Origin of the sequence: Chitinophaga sp., assembly GCF_036569185.1 — a bacterium.
Classification (GTDB): Bacteria; Bacteroidota; Bacteroidia; order Chitinophagales; family Chitinophagaceae; genus Chitinophaga.
The window spans coordinates 43,033-63,661 of the sequence record NZ_DATCRD010000178.1; the positions used below are offsets into that span (position 1 = coordinate 43,033).

Annotated in this window: 13 protein-coding genes; 1 reads left to right on the forward strand and 12 read right to left on the reverse strand. The window is 46.9% G+C overall.

Features of this window, described 5'->3' with window-relative positions; all coding sequences use genetic code 11:
• Window positions 1-34: 34 nt before the first annotated feature.
• Window positions 35-1,282 carry a porin gene (locus tag VIM72_RS13630; protein WP_332003375.1) on the reverse strand — a complete coding sequence of 416 codons (1,248 nt, stop codon included), beginning with the start codon at window positions 1,280-1,282 and terminating at the stop codon, window positions 35-37.
• Window positions 1,283-1,534: 252 nt separating this feature from the next.
• On the opposite strand from VIM72_RS13630, the gene VIM72_RS13635 reads away from it, so the two are divergent.
• Complete coding sequence (locus VIM72_RS13635; protein ID WP_332003376.1) at window positions 1,535-2,455, forward strand: helix-turn-helix transcriptional regulator; 921 nt, start codon at window positions 1,535-1,537, stop codon at window positions 2,453-2,455.
• A 6-nt stretch (window positions 2,456-2,461) separates the two neighbouring features.
• Here VIM72_RS13635 and VIM72_RS13640 read toward each other — a convergent pair whose 3' ends face one another.
• The 11 genes from VIM72_RS13640 to VIM72_RS13690 all read right to left on the reverse strand — a co-directional run bounded on the left by VIM72_RS13640 (window position 2,462) and on the right by VIM72_RS13690 (window position 20,440).
• Window positions 2,462-3,946, reverse strand: coding sequence for an MBOAT family O-acyltransferase (locus VIM72_RS13640; RefSeq protein WP_332003377.1), 1,485 nt, complete (start codon window positions 3,944-3,946; stop codon window positions 2,462-2,464).
• Window positions 3,933-5,219: a GDSL-type esterase/lipase family protein gene (locus tag VIM72_RS13645; RefSeq protein ID WP_332003378.1), complete on the reverse strand. Its 1,287-nt coding sequence runs from the start codon at window positions 5,217-5,219 to the stop codon at window positions 3,933-3,935. Before VIM72_RS13645 ends, VIM72_RS13640 begins: the two co-directional genes overlap by 14 nt.
• The gene (locus VIM72_RS13650; protein WP_332003379.1) at window positions 5,191-6,597 is read right to left on the reverse strand and encodes a hypothetical protein; all 1,407 of its coding nucleotides are present in this window, start codon (window positions 6,595-6,597) and stop codon (window positions 5,191-5,193) included. The genes VIM72_RS13645 and VIM72_RS13650 overlap by 29 nt, the downstream gene beginning before the upstream one ends.
• Before the next feature lie 21 nt (window positions 6,598-6,618).
• Complete coding sequence (locus VIM72_RS13655) at window positions 6,619-7,194, reverse strand: glucosaminidase domain-containing protein (protein ID WP_332003380.1); 576 nt, start codon at window positions 7,192-7,194, stop codon at window positions 6,619-6,621.
• 327 nt (window positions 7,195-7,521) lie between these two features.
• Window positions 7,522-9,273, reverse strand: coding sequence for an aspartate--tRNA ligase (gene aspS, locus VIM72_RS13660; RefSeq protein ID WP_332003381.1), 1,752 nt, complete (start codon window positions 9,271-9,273; stop codon window positions 7,522-7,524).
• A 117-nt stretch (window positions 9,274-9,390) separates the two neighbouring features.
• Window positions 9,391-10,485, reverse strand: a complete 1,095-nt coding sequence (locus VIM72_RS13665) for an FAD-binding oxidoreductase (RefSeq protein ID WP_332003382.1) — start codon at window positions 10,483-10,485, stop codon at window positions 9,391-9,393.
• A gap of 29 nt (window positions 10,486-10,514) precedes the next feature.
• Complete coding sequence (locus tag VIM72_RS13670) at window positions 10,515-16,529, reverse strand: alpha-2-macroglobulin family protein (RefSeq protein ID WP_332003383.1); 6,015 nt, start codon at window positions 16,527-16,529, stop codon at window positions 10,515-10,517.
• Window positions 16,530-16,677: 148 nt separating this feature from the next.
• On the reverse strand, window positions 16,678-17,565 hold the full coding sequence (sucD, locus tag VIM72_RS13675) for a succinate--CoA ligase subunit alpha (protein WP_209856872.1): 888 nt from the start codon (window positions 17,563-17,565) through the stop codon (window positions 16,678-16,680).
• A gap of 219 nt (window positions 17,566-17,784) precedes the next feature.
• Window positions 17,785-18,600, reverse strand: coding sequence for an ABC transporter ATP-binding protein (locus VIM72_RS13680; protein ID WP_332003384.1), 816 nt, complete (start codon window positions 18,598-18,600; stop codon window positions 17,785-17,787).
• Between the two features lie 2 nt (window positions 18,601-18,602).
• Entirely contained in the window at window positions 18,603-19,346 is a 744-nt protein-coding gene (locus VIM72_RS13685; protein WP_332003385.1) for an ABC transporter permease, read from the reverse strand.
• 62 nt (window positions 19,347-19,408) lie between these two features.
• Complete coding sequence (locus VIM72_RS13690) at window positions 19,409-20,440, reverse strand: hypothetical protein (RefSeq protein ID WP_332003386.1); 1,032 nt, start codon at window positions 20,438-20,440, stop codon at window positions 19,409-19,411.
• Window positions 20,441-20,629: the final 189 nt, after the last annotated feature.

A 20,629-nucleotide genomic window follows, 5' to 3' on the forward strand; every position in this document is an offset into this window, starting at 1 on the left:
CCTGTTGGCCCATTCCATTTTATAAGCAGTGCTGTTAAAAACGATACTGCATCCTGCAGGTAAGCACATTGTCCGGCAGGTCGTCTTTAAACCCTTCCAGTTCCGTGCTTTCATTGGTCACCCAGTCGTAATACACCATGAACTTCAGGTGTTCATTGGCATAATAGAGGTAACCGATGCCTACCGTGTTATAGCGTATATCCGCCGGGGTGAGCCCTGCACCCGGAGCGCCGATCTCTTTGCCTTTTACCTTTGTATTGGGATCGTACCAATCGTATTTCAATACTGCCTGGTGTTTTACGCTTCCGAGATTTTGAATATAATAAAGATAGGCACCGTCAAAATTGCGGATATACAGCGGTTGTAAACTTCCGTCTGCCGCTACGGGAATAGTGCCCGGCGTTTCAGTGGTGAGGGCGGTGGCTGTTTGTTTTCCCCGGAGATACTCTGCGCGGAACTGGGTATAGCCCTTCTTTTCACCATTGAAGATCTTCCATTGTACATCCGCCCCGAAATAATGCCGGGGAGCGATTTTTCCTACATTGGCCACCGAAGAATCTACCATGAAAACAGGCTTCCCACTGGTTGCTCCCATGGTATAAATCTCTTTGGTAAACTGCTGCATCCCGCCATACAACACCGAGACCCCGCCCGATAACTGGCTTTTTGTTCCCTTGATCTTCTGAGGCTTTATAGTGATACGCCCGATAAAATCTTTATGACTGTCGAAATCAGTGGTAGCTGTTAGTCCCTGCCCGTTAAAAGCGCCTGCATCTATTTTCAGGAACCGCAGAGGATGATCTTTGCGGCGGGGCTCAAAGGAGATCATTGCTCCCAGGTCCCGTTCTGTTTTCATCAGGATCTGTGACATCCGCCCACGCTCAGGGGTTTCACGATCGGCCGACGACAGGTTTACCTCATAACCAAACGGACGGGCGAACATTCCTCCCACCAGTGAGAACAAATTAAATTTTGTCTCAAAAAAACGACCATAGAAATCCCGGATGTTTACTCCCCTTTCGGTACCATCAAACTGGAAGGCAAACTGCACCACCGGCATATCTTCCTTGTTATAGCGTTCGTAATCCACCCGGATACGTCCGCGGCGCAGGGTAAAGCGGTTATCGGAGGCCGGGGCGAAATTCCCCGCCGCATAGCCCTGGGCCCCTCTCGATTGCGCCATCTGGAACTGCGGTTGAATATACCCGCTGAACCGCAGGGCATCATATTTCATATACATGGATATCATACCCTTTCCCAGTTCGGTGGTGGTATCTATCATATCCATCAGAAATTGCGCACGGGCAGTTCCCGTGAAACATAACATCAAAATAACGATCGGAAAAATTCTGGCAGTGCGCATCAGGTTCTGGAATTATTGCGCAAAAGTATAGAATTAGCTATTATTTAATCCAGTAGTTTATGCTTTGAGCAGGTAAATCGTTAACGGCTCGTTAATCCATTCCTGTTGCGACCGGCTAATCTGTTGCCTTCAGGCTTTAGCCTAAATTAGGTAACTCCAAAATTAAGCCTCATGAAACCATCAACTTTTAACCATTGGGACAAGAAAATACAACTGGCCATTTCACTGTCGCATGACGATCCGCAGGGCGACCGTGGCCTTAAAGAAGTAGCGGCCCTGATCAGCGAATCTGTCGACAATTTCTCGCATAAATTTACAGAGATGTATGGCACCTCTTACATGCATTTCATGAAAAGACGGAGAGTGGAAGCCGGCGCAGGATACCTCCGGCACAGTGATTACAGCGTAGGAATGATCAGCGAAATGTGTGGATATACACAATCCAGCTTTACAAAAGCATTCCGGGAATTCTTTAACGAAGCCCCCATCAGCTTCCGCAACCGGCCTTACCTGGAAAATGAGAAAAATACACTGGAACGCACCAAAATAGCCTCTACACCACACGATGACCCGCAGCATCTCATTTTCACCACAGACCGTACAGAAGACATACAGCTGCAGGATTACCTGCTGTATTATAATATCCTTCCCAGGAACGGTGACCCGATAAGAACAATGGTGGAATACCTCAGTAATTACCAGCAACAGCTTTACGCCATTAAAATATCCCTGGAACTGCCCGGCGCCATGATCATCACCGGTACCCTGGATATAGTGCCGGTTACTGATTATTCAAAAATGATGATGTATGTGGGGATTATGATTCCTATGCACAACGAATACAATAAGGCGCATAACCAGGTACGCAGCTCATTCCAACAGCCATACAGTCTCTTTACGAAACGTGTTCCCGGTGGCTATTACAAAAAACTGCCGGTGCCCATGAACTTCGCTGCTGCAGGCCTGCCCATGTATGAATTTATTAACAACAGCTGCCGCGCAGGATACTTCAAAATGAGCGGTAACCATTTCTTTATTTCACTAACAGGCGAGAATGATTCTGAAATCTATATCCCCTGGCAGAAACGGTAAAGCATATTAAAACTGGAAATAAATCGGGATCATGGGTTGGGTACTTTTCACCTGCACCAATAACCAGATGAAAGCTACCATGATGGCTACACTACCCGCCACAGGAATACGACCCAGTATTTTCTCCAGGGAAAACTCCACCCTGGAAGGCAGGAAGTGCAATATAAAGCCGAGTATCATTACCCAGAACACAGCGGTATAACCATTATACAGCTCCAGGGCAATCTCCGGCTGGAAATCGTATGCCACCTGGTGTAACAGCGACCATGCATCATGAAAAGTGGCTGCCTTGAAAAACACCCAACAGAAGCAAACAAAGTGGAAAGTAATAAGCACTCCAAGTATCTTAAAGAAAGTAGCTTTCCACCCTGTGATCACTTTTTTGCTCTTCTTCAGGTAATCGATCCGCACCTTGTCAACAGCCAGCGCACTACCATGCATGGCTCCCCAGAAAATAAAGTTCCAGCTGGCGCCATGCCAGAAACCGCCAATCAACATGGTGAGTGCCAGGTTAATATACTGGCGCACCTTTCCCTTACGGTTACCTCCCAATGGTATGTACAGATAATCCCTTAACCAGCTTGATAATGAAATATGCCAGCGGCGCCAGAATTCTGTGATGGAAGAGCTCTGGTAGGGAGAGTCAAAATTGGGAGGAATTTTAAAGCCTGTCCACCGCGCAATACCCAGCGCCATATCGGAATAACCGGAGAAGTCGCAATAAATCACCAACGCATAACCATATACGCCCATTAAACATTCCAGGCCGGTATGCTTACTTGGATCATCAAAGATATATTGTACGAAGTTCTGATAAATGAAATCCGAGATTACAATCTTTTTAAATAATCCCCCCATGATCAGGTACATTCCCTTACCAATATCTTCTGAACTGAGGCGGTAAGGCATAGAGATCTGCGGGATAAAATCAGCAGCGCGCACAATAGGCCCCATCATGAGTTTGGGGAAGAAAGACAGGAAGAAAAGATAATCCATAAAATTGTCCACGGGCTTGATTTCATCCCTGTACACATCTATGGTATAGCTAAGGTTTTCAAACGTATAAAAAGAAATACCAATGGGCAGGATCAGCTTCAGGGTGGAAATATGCCCGGCTGTGATGTCGTTAATGATCCCGATAAAGAAATTGGTATACTTGAAATAAAACAGCAACCCTATATTCAGGAAAATACTCAGTATCAGCAGTGATTTCTTCACCTTTTTATCGGGGCTTTCATGGATCCATCTCGATAAATTAAAATCTACAATCGCTGAAAGTATGACCAGTCCTACGTAATAGCCGCATGCCTTATAAAAGAAATAGAGGGAGAATACCGTATATACCCATACCCTGGCGGTTTTGTTCCTGCTTACCAGCAGGTAACACATCAGGAATAGGGCAAAGTAATAAAAGAAGAACCCACTGTTAAAAAGAACCGGGTCTGACTCATGGTACGACAGTTGGTATAACAGTTTATTAATGTCGATCATCGGAGGTTAATGGATTTTTCTTTGTTTGCTGTAGATAATGTGTATAAGAACGTTGCAGGGCTTCGTATAATAACTGTCCCTGTAACTGGTATCCTCTTGCATTAAAATGAATATGATCAGGGGCCCAGGCTCCTGCAAATCTACCTTTCTGCGCTTTATTTACCGCATTAAAATTCCAGCAGGCAATACCGTGCTGCCGCGCATATCCCATGATCTGCTGGGTCACCATCGATATATATGGATTAGGATAATAAGCAGTGTGGTATACTGTTCTGTATTTCTTTTTACCTACTTTTCTCCGGGTAGCCTTCTGTACTGCTCGCATACAATCCGGGGGAGTAGTAAGCAGGATATTTACAGAGGGGTCCTGTTTGCGGAGCAACGTTACCGCTTTGTCTATTTCATCCCTGAAGGCCAGGGGATCCATTCTGCCACCATAGGCCTCGTTAGTGCCCAGGGAAATGATAACCAGCCTGGGCTTCAGCACTGCCATCTGCGCCAGCAGGATATTGCTGATCTCATTGTAGTGCTGGAACATGGCTCCATTGATACCAACGCTGTGATACAACACCCCATTGCGGCTGTTTTCCATAACAGCGCCATAAAACCGGAATGGCCCGTTGCCGGTGCCTTCCCATCTTGCCTGGAAAGATTGCGACGTTTGCAGGAAATCGAGGGTAGCTTTGCTCAGGGTAGGTGAACCAGGAAAAGGGGCTGGCGTTATCGTGACGGTAGCATCCGGCACTACCAGGGTGTTAGTGGTATTTCCAGCATCATACAGCAGGGTTACTTTACGGAAATTATTATCCATTGCACCATCCGTTTTACCGGTGAACGACAGCGTAGGCGCATCATTCTGGGAAATGATGGCAATACCTCCGGGACCCAGTACATCAGATTTATTCCGGTCCACCACTCTTTCAGAAGCCCATTTCACGGTGCTGTTCCACTTAAAATCTTCCGGTCCGTTGGTGCCTGCCAGGTTGTATGGAAAAACATATCCCCTGCCTGCATAACCAAACTGGTTTTGCAACAGGGTAGCTACAGTAAGAGGGAAATAACCTGCCTGTACGTGGGAATCGCCCAGGTGCAGGATGGATATTACATTACTGTCTGCTTCATGAAGCGAGGAAAAAACATTGTACAAAGCAGTGTCCTGCTGGATACTGCCGGCATCGGCCATCTGTTGTGCATAAGTTGTAAATCCACTGAGTATCAGTAAAAGCACTGCCACCCATTTTGCGCTAAGGTTGTTGTGCCTGACTGTATTCATTCATAATAGCTTTATAAAGCAGCGCCCCAACTTTGGCTGCTCCCGTTCTGTTAAAGTGTGTATAGTCCTTGTTGGCCATCACGGTGTCTCCTTCTACCCACTTTACCATAGCGCCTTCGCCGCCCATGGCGGCAAAAAGGTTCCAGTAGGCGGTACCATGGCCGGCGGCGAGGTCGTGCTGTACTTTCAGCAGTGCTTCCACGCCGGGTGCGGTAATATATTTATCGGCTTTTCTGTAAGATTTATCGGCGGTACCGATGATGAGGAATGAAGTGGATGGCAGGTCCTGCCGGAGTGAGTCCATCACTTTCTTCATCGGGCGCTCATACCAGCTGTAGTCGGTAAGTTCCGGGCGGAATAATACATTGGCGCCATAGTGCATCACCACCAGGTCGTAAGGACGCTCCTGCTGCATGCGACGGACCATACTGGCAGACAAGCGGCCAAGTTCCACTCCACTGATACCCCTGAACGAATAGTTATCTACATAGATCCCATTCCCGTTCTCAAAACAAACGCCATAAAAAGGCATAGCGCTGCCAGTGTTACGGATCACTACGGAAGCAGTTCCGGTATCCTGCTGCAGATCCAGCCTGTTCACCGGTTGATTGCCTGAAAGCGTATAGGCCTTATCGTTAATAGTGACAGCCCCTGATTCAGCAGGGCCATATAACACAGACACTTCGTTGAATTTATCAAGCAACGGTTTCTTTACAGGTGAATACTTCACCCAGCTGTTTCCGCCAGGATAAAAAGTATGCCCGGATAATCCCAGGATAACATCAGATGGCGGTGAATTCTTATAATGATAATCTTTCCAGTCGGTAGAAAAAGTATGTGTAATGGTGGTTCTGAAAGACGCCACCACAGAGGTAACAGGCACAAATCCCACACCGCCTCCACCAAAATAATGTTGCAGGCTGTCGCGCAGGTCACCGGTGATCAGGTCTCCTTCAATCATGGAGTCGCCGAAATAGGCAATCCTTACCTTCCGGCGTTTGCCTGCCTTCAGCTCTTTAAGTGCAGTGAGAAATTGTTTCATCCCAACGATAGAGTCGCCGGGTATGGGGGAAGCATATTCGAGGATACCGGTATACGACATGAAATCATGAGTATGATCCGGGTTAGGTACATGCGGGTTACCGGCGGCGCCGGTGCTGTCTAAACCAGAAAGCTTACTGCTGTCGTTGCCGCCTGCAGTAAGCTTTTGATCGTCCGTGGAAGTGGAAGTTGTTCTCAGTTCTGATAACATATCCAGCTTCCGGAATTGAAAGTCTTTATATGAAAAGCTGTAATTGAGCTGTGACAGCCCCACTACGCAAACTAAAGTTCCCAGAATAATATAGAACGGGTAGGCAGACTTATTTTTGCCGGACATAGTTTAATAATCTGTAGCACATCACTGTTCGCCTGCTGCCGGCATGCCTACGGTTAACCATTTTTGTGATTCCGTGGCCACGCTATCCATACCTGCGTCCAGCTTATACAATTTATAGCGGTTAATAATGTTTGTCACTCGTTTAATCCATTCATGGCCGGCGGATGAATAACCGCTGTGGTTCATCTTTTTGAGCCATACGGTAAATTCGGGGTTACCTTTTAGTTCGCCAAACCATTGCTTACGTGCCAGTACTTCCACAAAATGCTCATAGGAAGCCATGTCTGATACGTATTGTTTGTACACAGACCTTGCTCCCGGTTTAACCTTGGAAATATTATTTTTTCCAACGATACCAAAGTGGTTGTGCAATAATTTTGCGTTCCTGCTTGTTCCGGTGCCTGATTCCAGCATCGCTATCCCAAGGATAACGCTGGCCGGGATACCGGTTTCCTGCATTAATTCTACAGAAACCGGTTTAAATTTCTTCAGATAATTGTTTGTGGATTGTTGTGCAAACCCAACATTGCTGAGCATTAGCAATAGTAACACCGCACATAACCATACTGTCCTCTTAAAGAATGTTGAAATTCTCATGGTAGTATTTTTTGATACAGGTGATAGTTCCTTCTTTGTTTTCAGCATCATTTTCTTACCTCACATATCAACGATGATCACACCGCAATATTACTTTAAAAATTTAAATAATACGATCTCCTCTTTTTCTTATCTAACCCGTTAATCTCTTGTTAAAAAAAATTGTACCTCATATTTGTGCCAATCCCCCTTGATGCGGCATTTTGCCATATCAAAGGGGATTTCAGCGACAAAAGCATTCCTTCATGCAAAGACTATGCCGGTAAGCCTTTTTTTCGCGGAAAGCATGTTAGCAACTTGTTAAACATGCCTCATGAAGCGAACTAGTTATGACTTAACCAGGCTGATCTTCAATTCGTTAAGCTGTTGTTGATCAATTGCAGCAGGCGCATCCAGCATCACATCACGCCCGGAGTTATTTTTCGGGAAAGCGATAAAATCACGGATACTTTCACTGCCACCCAACAGCGAACACAGGCGGTCAAATCCGAAGGCAATACCTCCATGCGGTGGTGCACCATATTCAAATGCACCCAACAGGAAGCCAAATTTGTGTTCTGCCTCTTCCTTGCTCATTCCCAGGGCGGCAAACATTTTCTGCTGCAGGTCGCGCTGGAAAATACGGATGGAACCACCCCCTACTTCTGTGCCGTTTAAAACTATATCGTAGGCGTTAGCCTTAATTTTGCCGTATTGTGAAGGATCATCCATCAGGGCTATCTGCTCTGGCTTTGGCGACGTAAACGGATGGTGACGGGCCACCCAGCGGTTCTCTTCTTCAGCGTATTCAAATAACGGAAAGTCTATAACCCACAACGGTTTAAAGTCGTTTTTGTTGCGTAAGCCGAGGCGTTCTCCCATTTCCAGGCGGAGCTCGCTGGCAGCTTTACGGGTACGCTCTTCCTTGCCAGCCAGCACCAGGATTAGATCTCCGGGTTGGGCCTGACATTTTTGCGCCCATAATTTCAATTGTTCTTCGTCAAAAAACTTATCCACAGAGCTCTTTAAGGTACCATCTGTGTTATAACGTACATAGATGAGCCCGCTCATGCCGATCTGTGGGCGTTTCACCCAATCCGTCAGTTCATCCAGCTGTTTACGGGTATACTCTGCACAACCTTTGGCAGCAATAGCCACTACCAGTTCCGCATCATCAAATACTTTAAAGCCCTTGTTCTTAGCAGTATCATTCAGGTTTACCAGCTTCATTTCGAAGCGGATATCCGGTTTATCGTTTCCATAATATTCCATCGCATCATCAAAGGTCATGCGTGGGAAAGCATCAGGAAATTCAATACCTTTTATTTCCCTGAAGATGTGCTTGAGCATATCCTCAAAGGTATTCAGGATATCTTCCTGGTCTACAAAGCTCATTTCACAGTCGATCTGGGTAAACTCCGGCTGCCTGTCGGCACGCAGATCCTCGTCCCTGAAGCATTTCACTATCTGGTAGTAACGGTCGTAGCCACTCACCATCAGCAATTGCTTAAAAGTTTGGGGCGACTGTGGCAGCGCATAGAACTCGTTGGGGTTCATGCGGCTGGGCACTACGAAATCGCGGGCGCCTTCCGGGGTGGATTTGATCAGGAAAGGCGTTTCTATATCCATAAAACCGGCTGTATGCAGGTAGTTGCGTGCAGCACGCCCTACCTGGTAACGTAATTCCAGGTTTTGTCTTACAATATTACGGCGCAGGTCAAGGAAGCGGTATTTCATCCGCAGCTCATCCCCTCCGTCGGTATCATCCTGCAGGGTAAACGGCGGCGTTTTAGCTGCATTAAGGATGGTAAAATCACTCACAGTGATCTCTATATCACCGGTAGGGATATTTTTATTTTTATTAGAACGCTCGGTTACGGTGCCCTTTACCTGGATAACAAACTCACGGCCCAGCGGCTGCGCATCCAGCTTAGCATTCAGGCTTTCCCCGAATAATAATTGAGTAATACCATAACGGTCCCGCAGGTCAAAAAAATTGATACTGCCAAACTTTCTTACTGTCTGTATCCATCCGGCCAAAGTTACTTCCTGGCCCACCTGTTCCATTCGTAATTCCCCGCAAGTGTGCGTCCTATACATGCGTAAATAGTTGATTTAGTTAGTTTTATGGTTGAATTACGGGATAAGCAATCACCACTATCCAGTTGTTCACTTATGCCCATAAGGGGGGCAAAGATACGGTTTGAATCGGGCATTTTATGCCCGGTGTGTGTTAAAATATCGTTTGAGGTCTATTTCCTGCATCAGCGGTGCATTGGCAACAAGCGCATCCCTGAAATGCGCTGCCATAAAAGGTGCCAGCGAACAGCCTTTTGTTCCCAACCCGTTAAAAAGCCCTACAGGCGGCAGTCCGGGGTGAAAACCGGCTATCGGGCGGCGGTCGTTCCCCGATGGCCTCACTGCCGCAAGCTGATCCACTATTTCATAAGGCACTTTCAACAACTGAGCAAGGCTTTTCTCCAATATTTCCCGCTGCTTCAAAGTAGGATGGTCATCTTCATAGTCCCACACGAAAGAAGAGCCTGCCCAGAATAACCCATTGTCCTGCGGCACCAGCGTGATCCCCTTCTTAATAATATCTCCCGTTTCCAGCCCGGGTATCTTCACCAGCAACACTTCTCCTTTATTGGGTAAAAATTTTATCTCCTTAAAAAAAGGAAGCCCTATGGTACCTGCTCCATCACAAAAAATAATTTTAGTGGCAGATATATCTCCATAAATTACCCCATTCTCCCTGATCTCCAGGCGGGCAATGTCCAGGTGGGTTTCCACCAACGCATCGCGGTCCTGCAGATAACGGCGATAGGCCGGCAACAGCGAACGCAGGTTCACCGTGGCGCCACGAACAATGGCCGCCCCGTAAGGCTGATCCAGGAAGGCGGTATATTTAAGGTCAGCAGGTAGTTGCGTGTATTCATTACCGTTAGTTTTATTCAGAAAGGCTTCCCTCATCTGCATCGACGGAAAAACCGTCCACAGCTCACGCTCCGTAAAAACCGGCACCTGTAGTAAGGCCGACAGCTGCTCATAAGTAGTTTTGGCAAACGGGTAAATAGTATCATACATCCAGGCCGGCTCAAACCTGCGGCCGGATACGGGGTTGATGATGCCGGCGGCTACCCTGGAAGCGCTGTTGGGTTTGGCATCGTCTATAACAATTACTTTTTTACCTGCCTGCAACAGGAACCAGCTTAACATGGTACCAGCTATTCCTTGTCCTACAATAACATAATCTGCATTCCTCATACCTTCAAAAATAGCAATAAAAAAAGGGCTGATGGATATGTTCATCAGCCCCTTTACAAAACGATATCACAATTTTACTCCGTCACTTTTACATTGAGCCCGCTGCTATGCGCTGAAAACTCAGGCGCATACATGCATTGGGCAGTGCTGATACCATTGGAAAATTTACCTGAATGGGTAACAAACAATGTATATTCAAACACATAGGTTCCTTTTGGCAGATAGCTGAAAAAGAAATCTGTAGAAGCATCCCGGGTACTTTCGTAGTAGCTTAATCCGTCCTGCCATTTGCTGGTGCTGATTACGTTGGTCGGCTCAAAACAAGCTGCCCGCATGTCTTTCAGGTGGATGTACTCCATCTGCCTGTCGGCCCGCAACACTATTCTTACCTTCACTTTATCACCCACTTTCAGCTCATTGCCTTCGTTGATTTTTGTGAGCACCGGTCCTTTGTCGCTGTTCACTTCTTTAAACAGTTCTTTTTCCAGTACCAGTGGCGTAGCTGCCGCAGTAATTTTATCCAGGTCTTCAAAGTACTGCCAGTACACGGCTCCCCAGGATGGCTGTCCTTTACTATCGCTCACGGTTACGCTGATATTGCCCATATCCGGTTTCACGGCTTTCGCAGCTATTTTTTCTTTAAAATAACCAGTGCCTGCTTCCCGGGCGGCGGGTTTCACCGGGGTATTTCCAAGTTGTATGGCTACTTCGGGAGAAGCGGCCAGCCAGTTATCGCCCTGGAGCAACATGGCATAACAGGCGTCTGCTGTAGCTTTGGTGGTATGCCAGTTATTGGTTTGCTTATTTTTCAATAACCAGGTTTTCATATCTGCCACGGCGGCGGCATCCTTACCGGCTACCTGGAAAGCTTCTATCAGGAGCGACTGCGTTTCAATGGGCGCCTGGTACCAGTTATAACCACCGGTTACATCTTTCCAGTACATTCCCATTTCTTTACTGTTCATGGCATTTTCCTTCAGTGATTTCAGTATAGCCGCCGGCGTTACCTGGTCGTTCTTTTTAAACTGCGATAAGGCAATCATTCCCTGTGCATAACGGCTTTGCTTTGTCCAGTATTTTTGCTGCTGCGCATAATAGAAATCAAATGATTTCTTCATGGCGGCAGGCACTGGTTTATCGAAGAAGCTGCGGGCGTACAGGTAGTGGATCTGCACCTGGTCAATCTGCTGCTCTTTCATATTGGCCTTTGTTTTCAGCAACCTGTAATAATCTTCATCCAGTTCTTTATCCAGGTAATCGATCGCTTTCATTGCCATGGCTGTAGCGGCCGGATCTTTTTCCCCGGTAAGTTGCTGTAAATGTCCTAAACCAGCTACGATATATTGGGTAAGGAACCTGTCTTTCCACATACCGGTAAACCATGGGAACGAGCCATCCGGCAACTGCTGGGCAGTTAGCTTGTTCAACGCTGATGTTCTTTCTTTCTGCATCCGTTGCAGATCGAACAACAGGGCGATATTCTTTTTCTGTTGCGCTTCATTCTTTGCTTCCAGCACCCATGGTGTTTGCTGCAGCAATACCGATTTCAGTTCCTCATTTTTTGCAAGGTTGCTTTCCAGTGCTGCTGTATCGGTAATTTTCCATTTATCGAAAATGTTTTTTAACCCCGGTGTAGCATTGGTAATATGAGTGGCCAATGCGTTGGCATAATAGCGGTTAAACACCTGTTCCGCGCATTCGTACGGGAACTCCATCAGGTAAGGCAATGCCTGAACTGCATACCAGGCGGGGTTGCTGGTATACTCTACGGTAACACCATGTTGTACGATTGTTTGTGAAGAATCGCTGTGCAATAGTTTATCAAAGGTAAAATCATGTTTGCCATCGCCGCGAACCGGTAATGGAAGCGATTCTGTTACCAGCATCCGGTTGGTTAGCACCGGTAAGGCGTTTTCTTCTCCATCGCTGAAATTCCCTGCCTGTGCGGTCACCCTGTAAATGAGCGCGCTCTGGAACCCGTGCGGGATCTGGATCGGGAAACTCACCACGGTACTTTGCCCTGCCTGGGCGGTGAAATGCTGCAACGGAAATATGTTCTGGAACCATCCGTCTACCGGCTGCATGGTAGCTGCATCCAGCAATTCCAGGTGGGCCTGGCCTATCAGCTGGGAATCCGACAGGTTGCTCACTTTAGCAGTGAATTCCATTTTATCGCCCTCGCGCACAAACCGTGGCGCGTTAGGCTGTACCATCAGCACTTTTTGCGTTACAATGCTGGCGCTGGTGTAACCGAAAGCCAGGTCTTTGGTATGTGCCAGGCCCTGGAAGTTCCATTTGGTAAGCGCTTCCGGCACAGTGAACTCAAAGGTGATATTACCCTCTTTGTCCGTGTGGAGATCCGGGAAGAAGAAGGCAGTTTCCTGGAAGTTTTTACGGATAGAAGGTGTGGCAGGTTCTTTTTCTTCTGTTGGTGCCACTTCTCCAACGGTTTTGTTAGCAACAGCCGCATCTGCCCTTGCCTCATCAGCTAATGCCGCGGGAGCAGGAGCCATGGCCATTTCCTGCAGAACTGGTGCATTGCCTGCCTTTGCAGCAGCCTTCAGCCTTCTTGTGTCTGTATACCTTAACCCTCCACCTGAATAGCCGCCCATGTCCCAATCGAACAGGTTCAGCATTTCATACGTTTTTTCTTCTGCGGTATGTGATTTTTGTTCGGGATCATAAAGTCCTGCAGACACATCCATCTTAAAATTATCCCGTCCGTTAAACGTAAGCAGATTATATACATATGGATAGATAGAAGGCTTATACCACTTATGTGATACAAATTCATCGAGGGAGGCATCATACATAGACGCCAGCATTTCGGCTGCTGCTTTCTCATTTTTATAACCGGAGATCTGTGCGGTCCATTTTTCTTTTTCCCCAGGTAATAATTTATCACGATGGGTGCCCAGCTTTATTTGCAGATCCTTGTTATCCCAGGGCACTGTTATGGTTGGGCCTTCCGTGAACACCCGGTTATCTTTCACAAATACATAAGCCAGCGCTATATTTCCCCGTTCATTTTCCGTTACAGGAAAATCAAGCTGCTTTATACCGGAGAACTCCAGCGAAGAAACTACCTCTTTCGTGGTTGCCGTTCTCCTGGTCTGGATCAGGTGAATATTACCGGCGGCAGAACCCAGCAGAATGGTAGCTGTTTTCCCCGGCGATACGGTAGCCGCGGCAGGATAGCTCCATAAATAAACCGGTGCAGGCAAAGTCTTCGGATGGGCATCCACTAATTCAAAAGTCGCTTTTTGTACAACAGGCTCATTGTTCCTGTCTTTTGCGCTTACCTCCAGTTCATAAAATCCCGGTGCCAGCTTCCTGGTGTCCAGCGTCACTTTCCCTTCCGGGTCGCCGGCAATGGTTTCCTTTATCACTGCTGCCTGGCGGGGCCAGTTCCTGCGATCGTCTTCATCTTTATAGATATCTACCGGGAACGCCTGTACGTAGCTGGCTTCATCCATTACAAACTGATCTGGCGCTTCCCAGTAACGGGGACGTAACAGACGTTTATTGGGCGTAAGCGGTTTTATGGCTATAGTAAGACTGGCAGGTTCAAATCCACCATTCAGGTTACGGGAGTAGATCCTCAGCGTTTTAAGATCTTCCTGTTGCAGGCGATCAGGAACGTTCACCGCAATTTCCATAGCCTGGTAACCCACACTGATGGTTTGACTGCCACTGCGGGTTTCGCCATTCAGATCTGTTACATCGGCGTATACCACATAAGTAAATACCGGTTTGGTAGCCGCGTCCACAGATTTATCGTTAAGCGCCGGGAATTTTACCTGGAAAGCGCCGTTGGCGTCTGTGGTAGTTTCGCCATGACTAATTTCCCTGGAAGATCCATACGGCACAGCTATCTTATAAAATAACCAGGGGTAAGGGTACCTCACTCTCCTTTCCACCCGGTAAGTAACTTTGGCGCCGTCGATATTGTTACCCGCAAAAGCCAGGGCTTTGGCATTGGCAGTAACGGTATCCCCTATACGATATGTACTTTTCACAGTGTCGAACTGCACATAAAATTTAGGGCGTTTGTATTCTTCCACCTGGAAGGCGAGATAGCCGCTTCCTGCTTCATCTCTCAGGCTGTAAGCCCCGTTCATACGGCCTTCCGGCAATGTAAATTTCCCGGAATAGGCGCCATACCCGTTGGTGGTTAAGCTGATGGAATCTGCCTTATCGCCGTTGGCGTCATACAGCGACAAAGTGGTTTTATAATTAGTGAGCACATCACTGCCGGTTTCATTGATCCGTTTCTTTAAAACTATTCCTTTGAAGTAAATGGTCTGACCAGGACGGTAAATGCTCCTGTCGGCGAACAGGAAGGTTTGTGGCTTAGGTTCCTGCTCCTGTTCATTATTGGTGTAATAATACTGGTGTGAGTCGATGTATAATTCATCCTGCCCGCTTTTCCAGTACAGGCGCAGATTGTTATGCTGTTTCATGGGGGCAGGCTTTACGCTGCCATCTTTGCCGGTAGTTAGTTTTTCCACCAGCATCCATTCATCTGAATTATTGTTCTTATTCCGCAGTATCTGCAGGTCGATACCTGTTAATGGTTTCCCTGTGGTACGATGCAGGGCATAATAAGCCTTATCATTTTCCAGGTAACTGATATTTGATACCCAGGTCATTTGCATGGCCATTGGGTTATTTTTCATCTTAAACTGCGGATCGGCGCTGGATAACAGCATATAATGGCCGGCAGGCAGGGCGTCTATTTTAATTTCTGCCTTATGGGTGATGTAATCCTGCGGATCGGGCAGGGCCTGTTCCCAGGATTTCATGGCGGGGCGCGACAACATTAATTGCCAGTAGGTATTTGCCTGGTCGCGGTAGTTGCTTTGGGCTTTGCGCAGCAGCTTCAGAAAAGTCTCATCTATTTTAAAAATGCGCAGGTAGATCCTGTTAATATTCTTATACCTTACCAGGGTTCTGAATGGCAGCTCCGGTACATTTACAGATTCAGTAGCCAGTTCCAGGAATTGCCCGTTGATCTCATCCAGCATATAGGCGCAGGCTACACCTCCAGCGGATGCAGGGGCCAACGCTATTGCTTTTTCGCAGATAGCTTTTGCCTTTTTCATATTATCCCCTTTCGCATCATCGGTTGCATTTGCTTTCTGCATATAATAAGAGGCCTGCATCTGCATTACAACCGTTACTTCTTTCTCCCCTGTATAGGCCAGTGCTGCCTGGTCCAGCGCCTGGAGGTAAAGGGCATCTTTATTTTCCATAACAGCCACCTGGTTTATCCAGCTGATCCTTTCCACGTCAACATCCAGTAAGGCTGCTTTATCGCCTGCGTGCAAACGGATCAGTTCCTGCAATATCAGCAGGGCGTGGTATTGCAGCGAAGTGCTGTCTGAACTGGTAAAGCGGTGCGAAGCAAAAGTGGCGGCAGGTGCAAATGCTACCGGGTCGGTAAGCTCAAACTGGTTAGCCGGATTAGTGATAGCGGCTTCTCCGGATTTAAAATATTCCAGGGCGCGGTGGGCGAGCAAATCGTATAGGGTTGGCCGTAATTGCCGGGTATTTTCCTTAACAATAATTGCGTCAAATGCAGTGAGGCTTGTTTTCTCCAGCATTTCCTTGTCAGAGAGGGAAGCCTGGTAGGCGGCGGTAATTTCCTGGTGCAGCCGGTCGGCCCCCCAGGTGGTTACATCCGTTCCTTCGTCGCCGGCAATAGCGGTACGGTTATAAAACCGGTACCGGTTGTACTGGAAATACCGGTACAGCATTTCGGCCCTGATGCTTTGCAGGATGGCCTTTTGCGGACCGGTGGCAGCAGCGGCCTGTTCGTTTATTTTCTGCAGATTCTGCAGGGTGCTGCTGTCATTGATCTCCGCATTGTACTTCATCTGGTAGATGAGCGCTTTGATCTGCTGGGCGGGCATTTTATCTTTTACAGCCTGTGCATAAATACTGTTGACTACCTCCAGGGCCGATTTGGGTAATCCTTTTGCTTCCAGTGCGGTGATCTTTTTCCAGGAGTTATCGTAGTTAAACTGGGCCATTATCTTATTGCTGCTAATGATTAAAACAATGAATATTCCGATGAATAAACGCATATAGGATCGTTATTTACAGTAAGTTACTTCTTTTACTGATGAGGATGCCGGTACAGGCATGGTTTCCATAAAGGGGAACAAAAAAGGTGAAAAGTGCCGGAACAGATCTCCCACACTTTTCACCTTATATAATTTTGCCGGCAGATAATTATGCCAGGGCTGCTGTTTTGCTTAATACTTCCGCCATTGTTTTACCAATGTTGGCAGGGCTTTCTACAACGTGAACCCCGCATTCCGCCATGATCTTCATTTTTGCGGCAGCGGTATCTTCAGCGCCGCCAATGATAGCGCCGGCGTGACCCATACGGCGTCCCGGAGGCGCAGTCTGACCAGCAATGAAACCAACTACAGGCTTAGTACCATTTTCCTTGATCCATTTGGCTGCATCAGCTTCCATGCTACCGCCAATTTCACCGATCATGATGATGCCTTCTGTTTCAGGATCATTCATCAGCAGTTCCACTGCATCTTTGGTAGGCGTACCGATGATGGGATCTCCACCGATACCGATAGCGGTAGAAACGCCTAAACCGGCTTTTACTACCTGGTCGGCAGCTTCATAAGTTAAAGTTCCGGATTTGGAAACAATGCCGATTTTCCCTTTTTTGAAGATAAAGCCGGGCATGATGCCTACTTTGGCTTCATCTGCGGTGATAACACCAGGGCAGTTCGGTCCGATGAGGCGGGTAGTGGTACCCTGCAGGAAGTTCTTTGCCTTGATCATATCCTGTACAGGAATACCTTCTGTGATACATACCACCAGGGCAATACCAGCTTCGGTAGCTTCCATGATTGCGTCAGCTGCAAATGCGGGAGGTACAAAAATGATGGAAACATCTGCACCGGTTGCCTTTACTGCATCAGCTACCGTGTTGAACACCGGGCGTTCCAGGTGCGTAGTGCCGCCTTTACCAGGGGTAACACCACCCACTACCTGGGTACCATATTCAATCATCTGCGTAGCGTGGAAAGTACCTTCTGTACCGGTAAATCCCTGAACAATCACTTTGCTATCCTTATTAACTAAAACACTCATCGCGCTTGTTTTATTGGTTTAATATTATATGTCTGATTCTTCTGGACGGCAAAAATAAGCCGATTTCCCTAATTCTGCAATTTAGTGCCTTTAAGATAAAGCTACCAATTGGTTGGGAAAATAATTGGCCCGGTAAATAAGGCGGATCCAGGTTGCCGGCAGTACCTGTAAAAATAGATCAGGATATTATATATTATCTTTTTATCTGATAATCAAACATTACTGTTCTCCCTGTTCCTTTTTCAATTGCTCCCGCCACTTTCCATCTTTAAATAATTCCAGCTGCCGCATTTCCTTTGCTTCGCGCAGGAATTCAGAGGCAAAGATGAAGTCGTTTAATTTCTGGTCTTTGCTGAATACGATCTCCTTATTGCTACCTTCCCATTGCTTCTGGCCCTGGTACATATATACAATATGGTCACCGCTTTCCATTACGGTGTTCATATCATGGGTATTAATAACGGTGGTGATATTGTATTCCTGCGTAAGCTCCGTAATGAGCTTATCGATCAGCAGGGATGTTTGCGGATCCAGCCCGGAGTTGGGCTCATCGCAGAAAAGGTATTTCGGGTTGAGCACGATGGCACGGGCAATCCCTACCCTTTTTTTCATCCCGCCACTGATTTCGGCGGGGAATTTTTTCGCGGCTTCTTTTAACTGTACCCTTTCGAGGCATTCCGCTACCCTGGCCTTTTTCTCTTTCAGGGTACCTTTACCGAACATCTCCAGGGGAAACATTACATTTTGCTCAACGGTCATACTGTCGAACAGTGCCGAGCCCTGGAACAGCATGCCTATCTCCTGGCGTATTACTTTTTTCTCTTTTTCATCCATAGCGGTGAAGTCCTGCTTATCATACAGCACTTTTCCTGCGTCAACCCCCATCAGTCCTACAATGCATTTCATCATTACGGTTTTACCGCTACCGCTGGAGCCAATGATGAGATTTACCTTGCCGGGTTCCATTATTGTTGATACGCCCTTCAGTATTTCCTTATCCCCAAAGCTCTTTCTTATGTCTTGCAGTTCAATCATGATTACAGTAATATGGCCGTTAATGCGTAGTCCATGAATAATATCAGCACGCAGCTTACCACCACGGCAGTAGTGCTGGCTTTACCTATTTCCAGTGCGCCGCCGCTCACATTATAGCCATAGTAAGCAGATACGCTGGCAATAATAAACCCGAAAGTATAGGATTTGGCCATTGCAAAAAATACGTTGTATGCCTTGAACTCCTGCCGGAGCCCCTGCATAAACTGTTCAGCAGAGATAATGCCGGAAAGCACGCCCGCTTCCTTTCCCCCCCAGATGCCAAGGAAGCCCGCAATAGCCACCAGTACCGGTATCATCAGCACGGCAGCCAGGATTTTTGGCAATATGAGGTATCCCTTGGTATTGATACCCATGATTTCCAGGGCGTCTATCTGTTCGGATATCCGCATGTTACCCAGTTCTGAGGCTATTTTTGACCCGATCACACCCGCCAGTACGATACTGGTAAGTGTTGGCGCAAACTCCAGGATAATAGTGTCTCTCACCACCTGTGCGATGGTACTTTTTGGAATGATAGGGCTTACCAGCTGATAGGCAGTTTGCAGGGTGGTTACACCTCCCATGAACAGGGAAATAATAAATACTATCCCGAACGACCCTACGCCGATATCCACACATTGCTGCATAAATTGCTTCCAGTACATCTTCATGTTTTCCGGGCGGGAAAACATGCCTTTGAGCATGAGCAGGAAGTTTCCGAAATGATAGAAGAATTTGAACTCCATAACTGATCAAAGATAGGAAGGATTTTTTCAATCATATCCTAATTTAAGATTTAATGCGGGGCTTAACGTAAACTACTCACCAGCAAACGCTTCAAACTGCGCTCTATGATCTCCCCCATCGTTTTACAGCGGGAAAATACGGGATCATGATAATATTCTGCCAGCTCATCTCCCAGCTGCTGGATCTTTTCAGGAAAAGAAACCCGGTCGGTCATGATCACATCCCGCAGATCTTTAATGCGGTGCCGCTGCACTTTAATACGACGGGCAATTACGGCGCGCTCTTCCTGCTGGTATTGTTTCACCACTTCTGCATTGAGGTGTTTGATGGCCAGTTCCACAAAGATGCGGTTCTCCTTAAAGTACTGCGGCATATACAGGGTACGCCGGCCCTCATAAAATTGCTGGTCAAAATCAATGGCACGGATACGGAACTGCACATCATCAAAATCCGGGGTAATATCAAAAATGAAGTTATAGGAACGCATATCGCCCAACAACCTTACAAAACAACGTTCGTTGAATTTTACAAATTCTTTGGCGATACGCTTCGGGTTAAACTCCGGCCTGTTCAGGTAATGCAGGATAAACTGGTCGCCGGGCACCCCTGCAATATGTTCTTCCACCAGGGTATTGCCATCTATCAGGAAATTCATCCAGTAAGGAGATAGAATATGTTCCAGTTCCAGGCCATAAATACGGGAGGCATCGGCAATCTTGATATAAAAGTAGTCGTACACCTCGTTGTAATTATTGACAATTTTGATCCGGAAAGGATGGGAGTTCCCAAACGTACAGTAATCGATACGCTCAATATGCAGGTGCTCTTCCGCTGTCTGATCGCCACCGGCCTTCAGGATGGAGTACACCCGCTTCAGCCCTGCATGGATAGAGCCTACCATACTTTGCGGGTAGAAAACGGTTTCCCACAATGTATCTTTCCCTTCCTTATCGTACACTGATATCGCCTGGTCATAATACCGCAGCTCCTCATAAGAGATAGGCAACTTCACTTCCCGCTCGTACAACTTAAGATACCTGCGGAAAGCGGAGTTGATCGGAAAAAATATCTTCTTTCGGGAAATGGTTTGCATGGAATAAATATAGCGAATTTTGTCTGACTCAGGATTAAACTGATTAGACTGATTACGCTGATTGGATTTTGTAATGATTTTAAAATGATTCGGGGAGATTTAGGCGAAAATATCTGCTTAAATCTCCCCGAATCATTTTAAATCCAAAGTAATCCAATCAGCGTAATCAGCGTAATCAGTTTAATCCTG

Bases quoted from the DNA above. Each gene is read 5' to 3' on its own strand.
- aspS (WP_332003381.1), bottom strand. From the start codon at position 9,273: ATGTATAGGACGCACACTTGCGGGGAATTACGAATGGAACAGGTGGGC.
- VIM72_RS13670 (WP_332003383.1), bottom strand. From the start codon at position 16,529: ATGCGTTTATTCATCGGAATATTCATTGTTTTAATCATTAGCAGCAAT.
- VIM72_RS13655 (WP_332003380.1), bottom strand. From the start codon at position 7,194: ATGAGAATTTCAACATTCTTTAAGAGGACAGTATGGTTATGTGCGGTG.
- VIM72_RS13645 (WP_332003378.1), bottom strand. From the start codon at position 5,219: ATGAATACAGTCAGGCACAACAACCTTAGCGCAAAATGGGTGGCAGTG.
- VIM72_RS13685 (WP_332003385.1), bottom strand. From the start codon at position 19,346: ATGGAGTTCAAATTCTTCTATCATTTCGGAAACTTCCTGCTCATGCTC.
- VIM72_RS13635 (WP_332003376.1), top strand. From the start codon at position 1,535: ATGAAACCATCAACTTTTAACCATTGGGACAAGAAAATACAACTGGCC.
- sucD (WP_209856872.1), bottom strand. From the start codon at position 17,565: ATGAGTGTTTTAGTTAATAAGGATAGCAAAGTGATTGTTCAGGGATTT.
- VIM72_RS13630 (WP_332003375.1), bottom strand. From the start codon at position 1,282: ATGATAGATACCACCACCGAACTGGGAAAGGGTATGATATCCATGTAT.
- VIM72_RS13680 (WP_332003384.1), bottom strand. From the start codon at position 18,600: ATGATTGAACTGCAAGACATAAGAAAGAGCTTTGGGGATAAGGAAATA.
- VIM72_RS13640 (WP_332003377.1), bottom strand. From the start codon at position 3,946: ATGATCGACATTAATAAACTGTTATACCAACTGTCGTACCATGAGTCA.
- VIM72_RS13690 (WP_332003386.1), bottom strand. From the start codon at position 20,440: ATGCAAACCATTTCCCGAAAGAAGATATTTTTTCCGATCAACTCCGCT.
- VIM72_RS13665 (WP_332003382.1), bottom strand. From the start codon at position 10,485: ATGAACATATCCATCAGCCCTTTTTTTATTGCTATTTTTGAAGGTATG.
- VIM72_RS13650 (WP_332003379.1), bottom strand. From the start codon at position 6,597: ATGTCCGGCAAAAATAAGTCTGCCTACCCGTTCTATATTATTCTGGGA.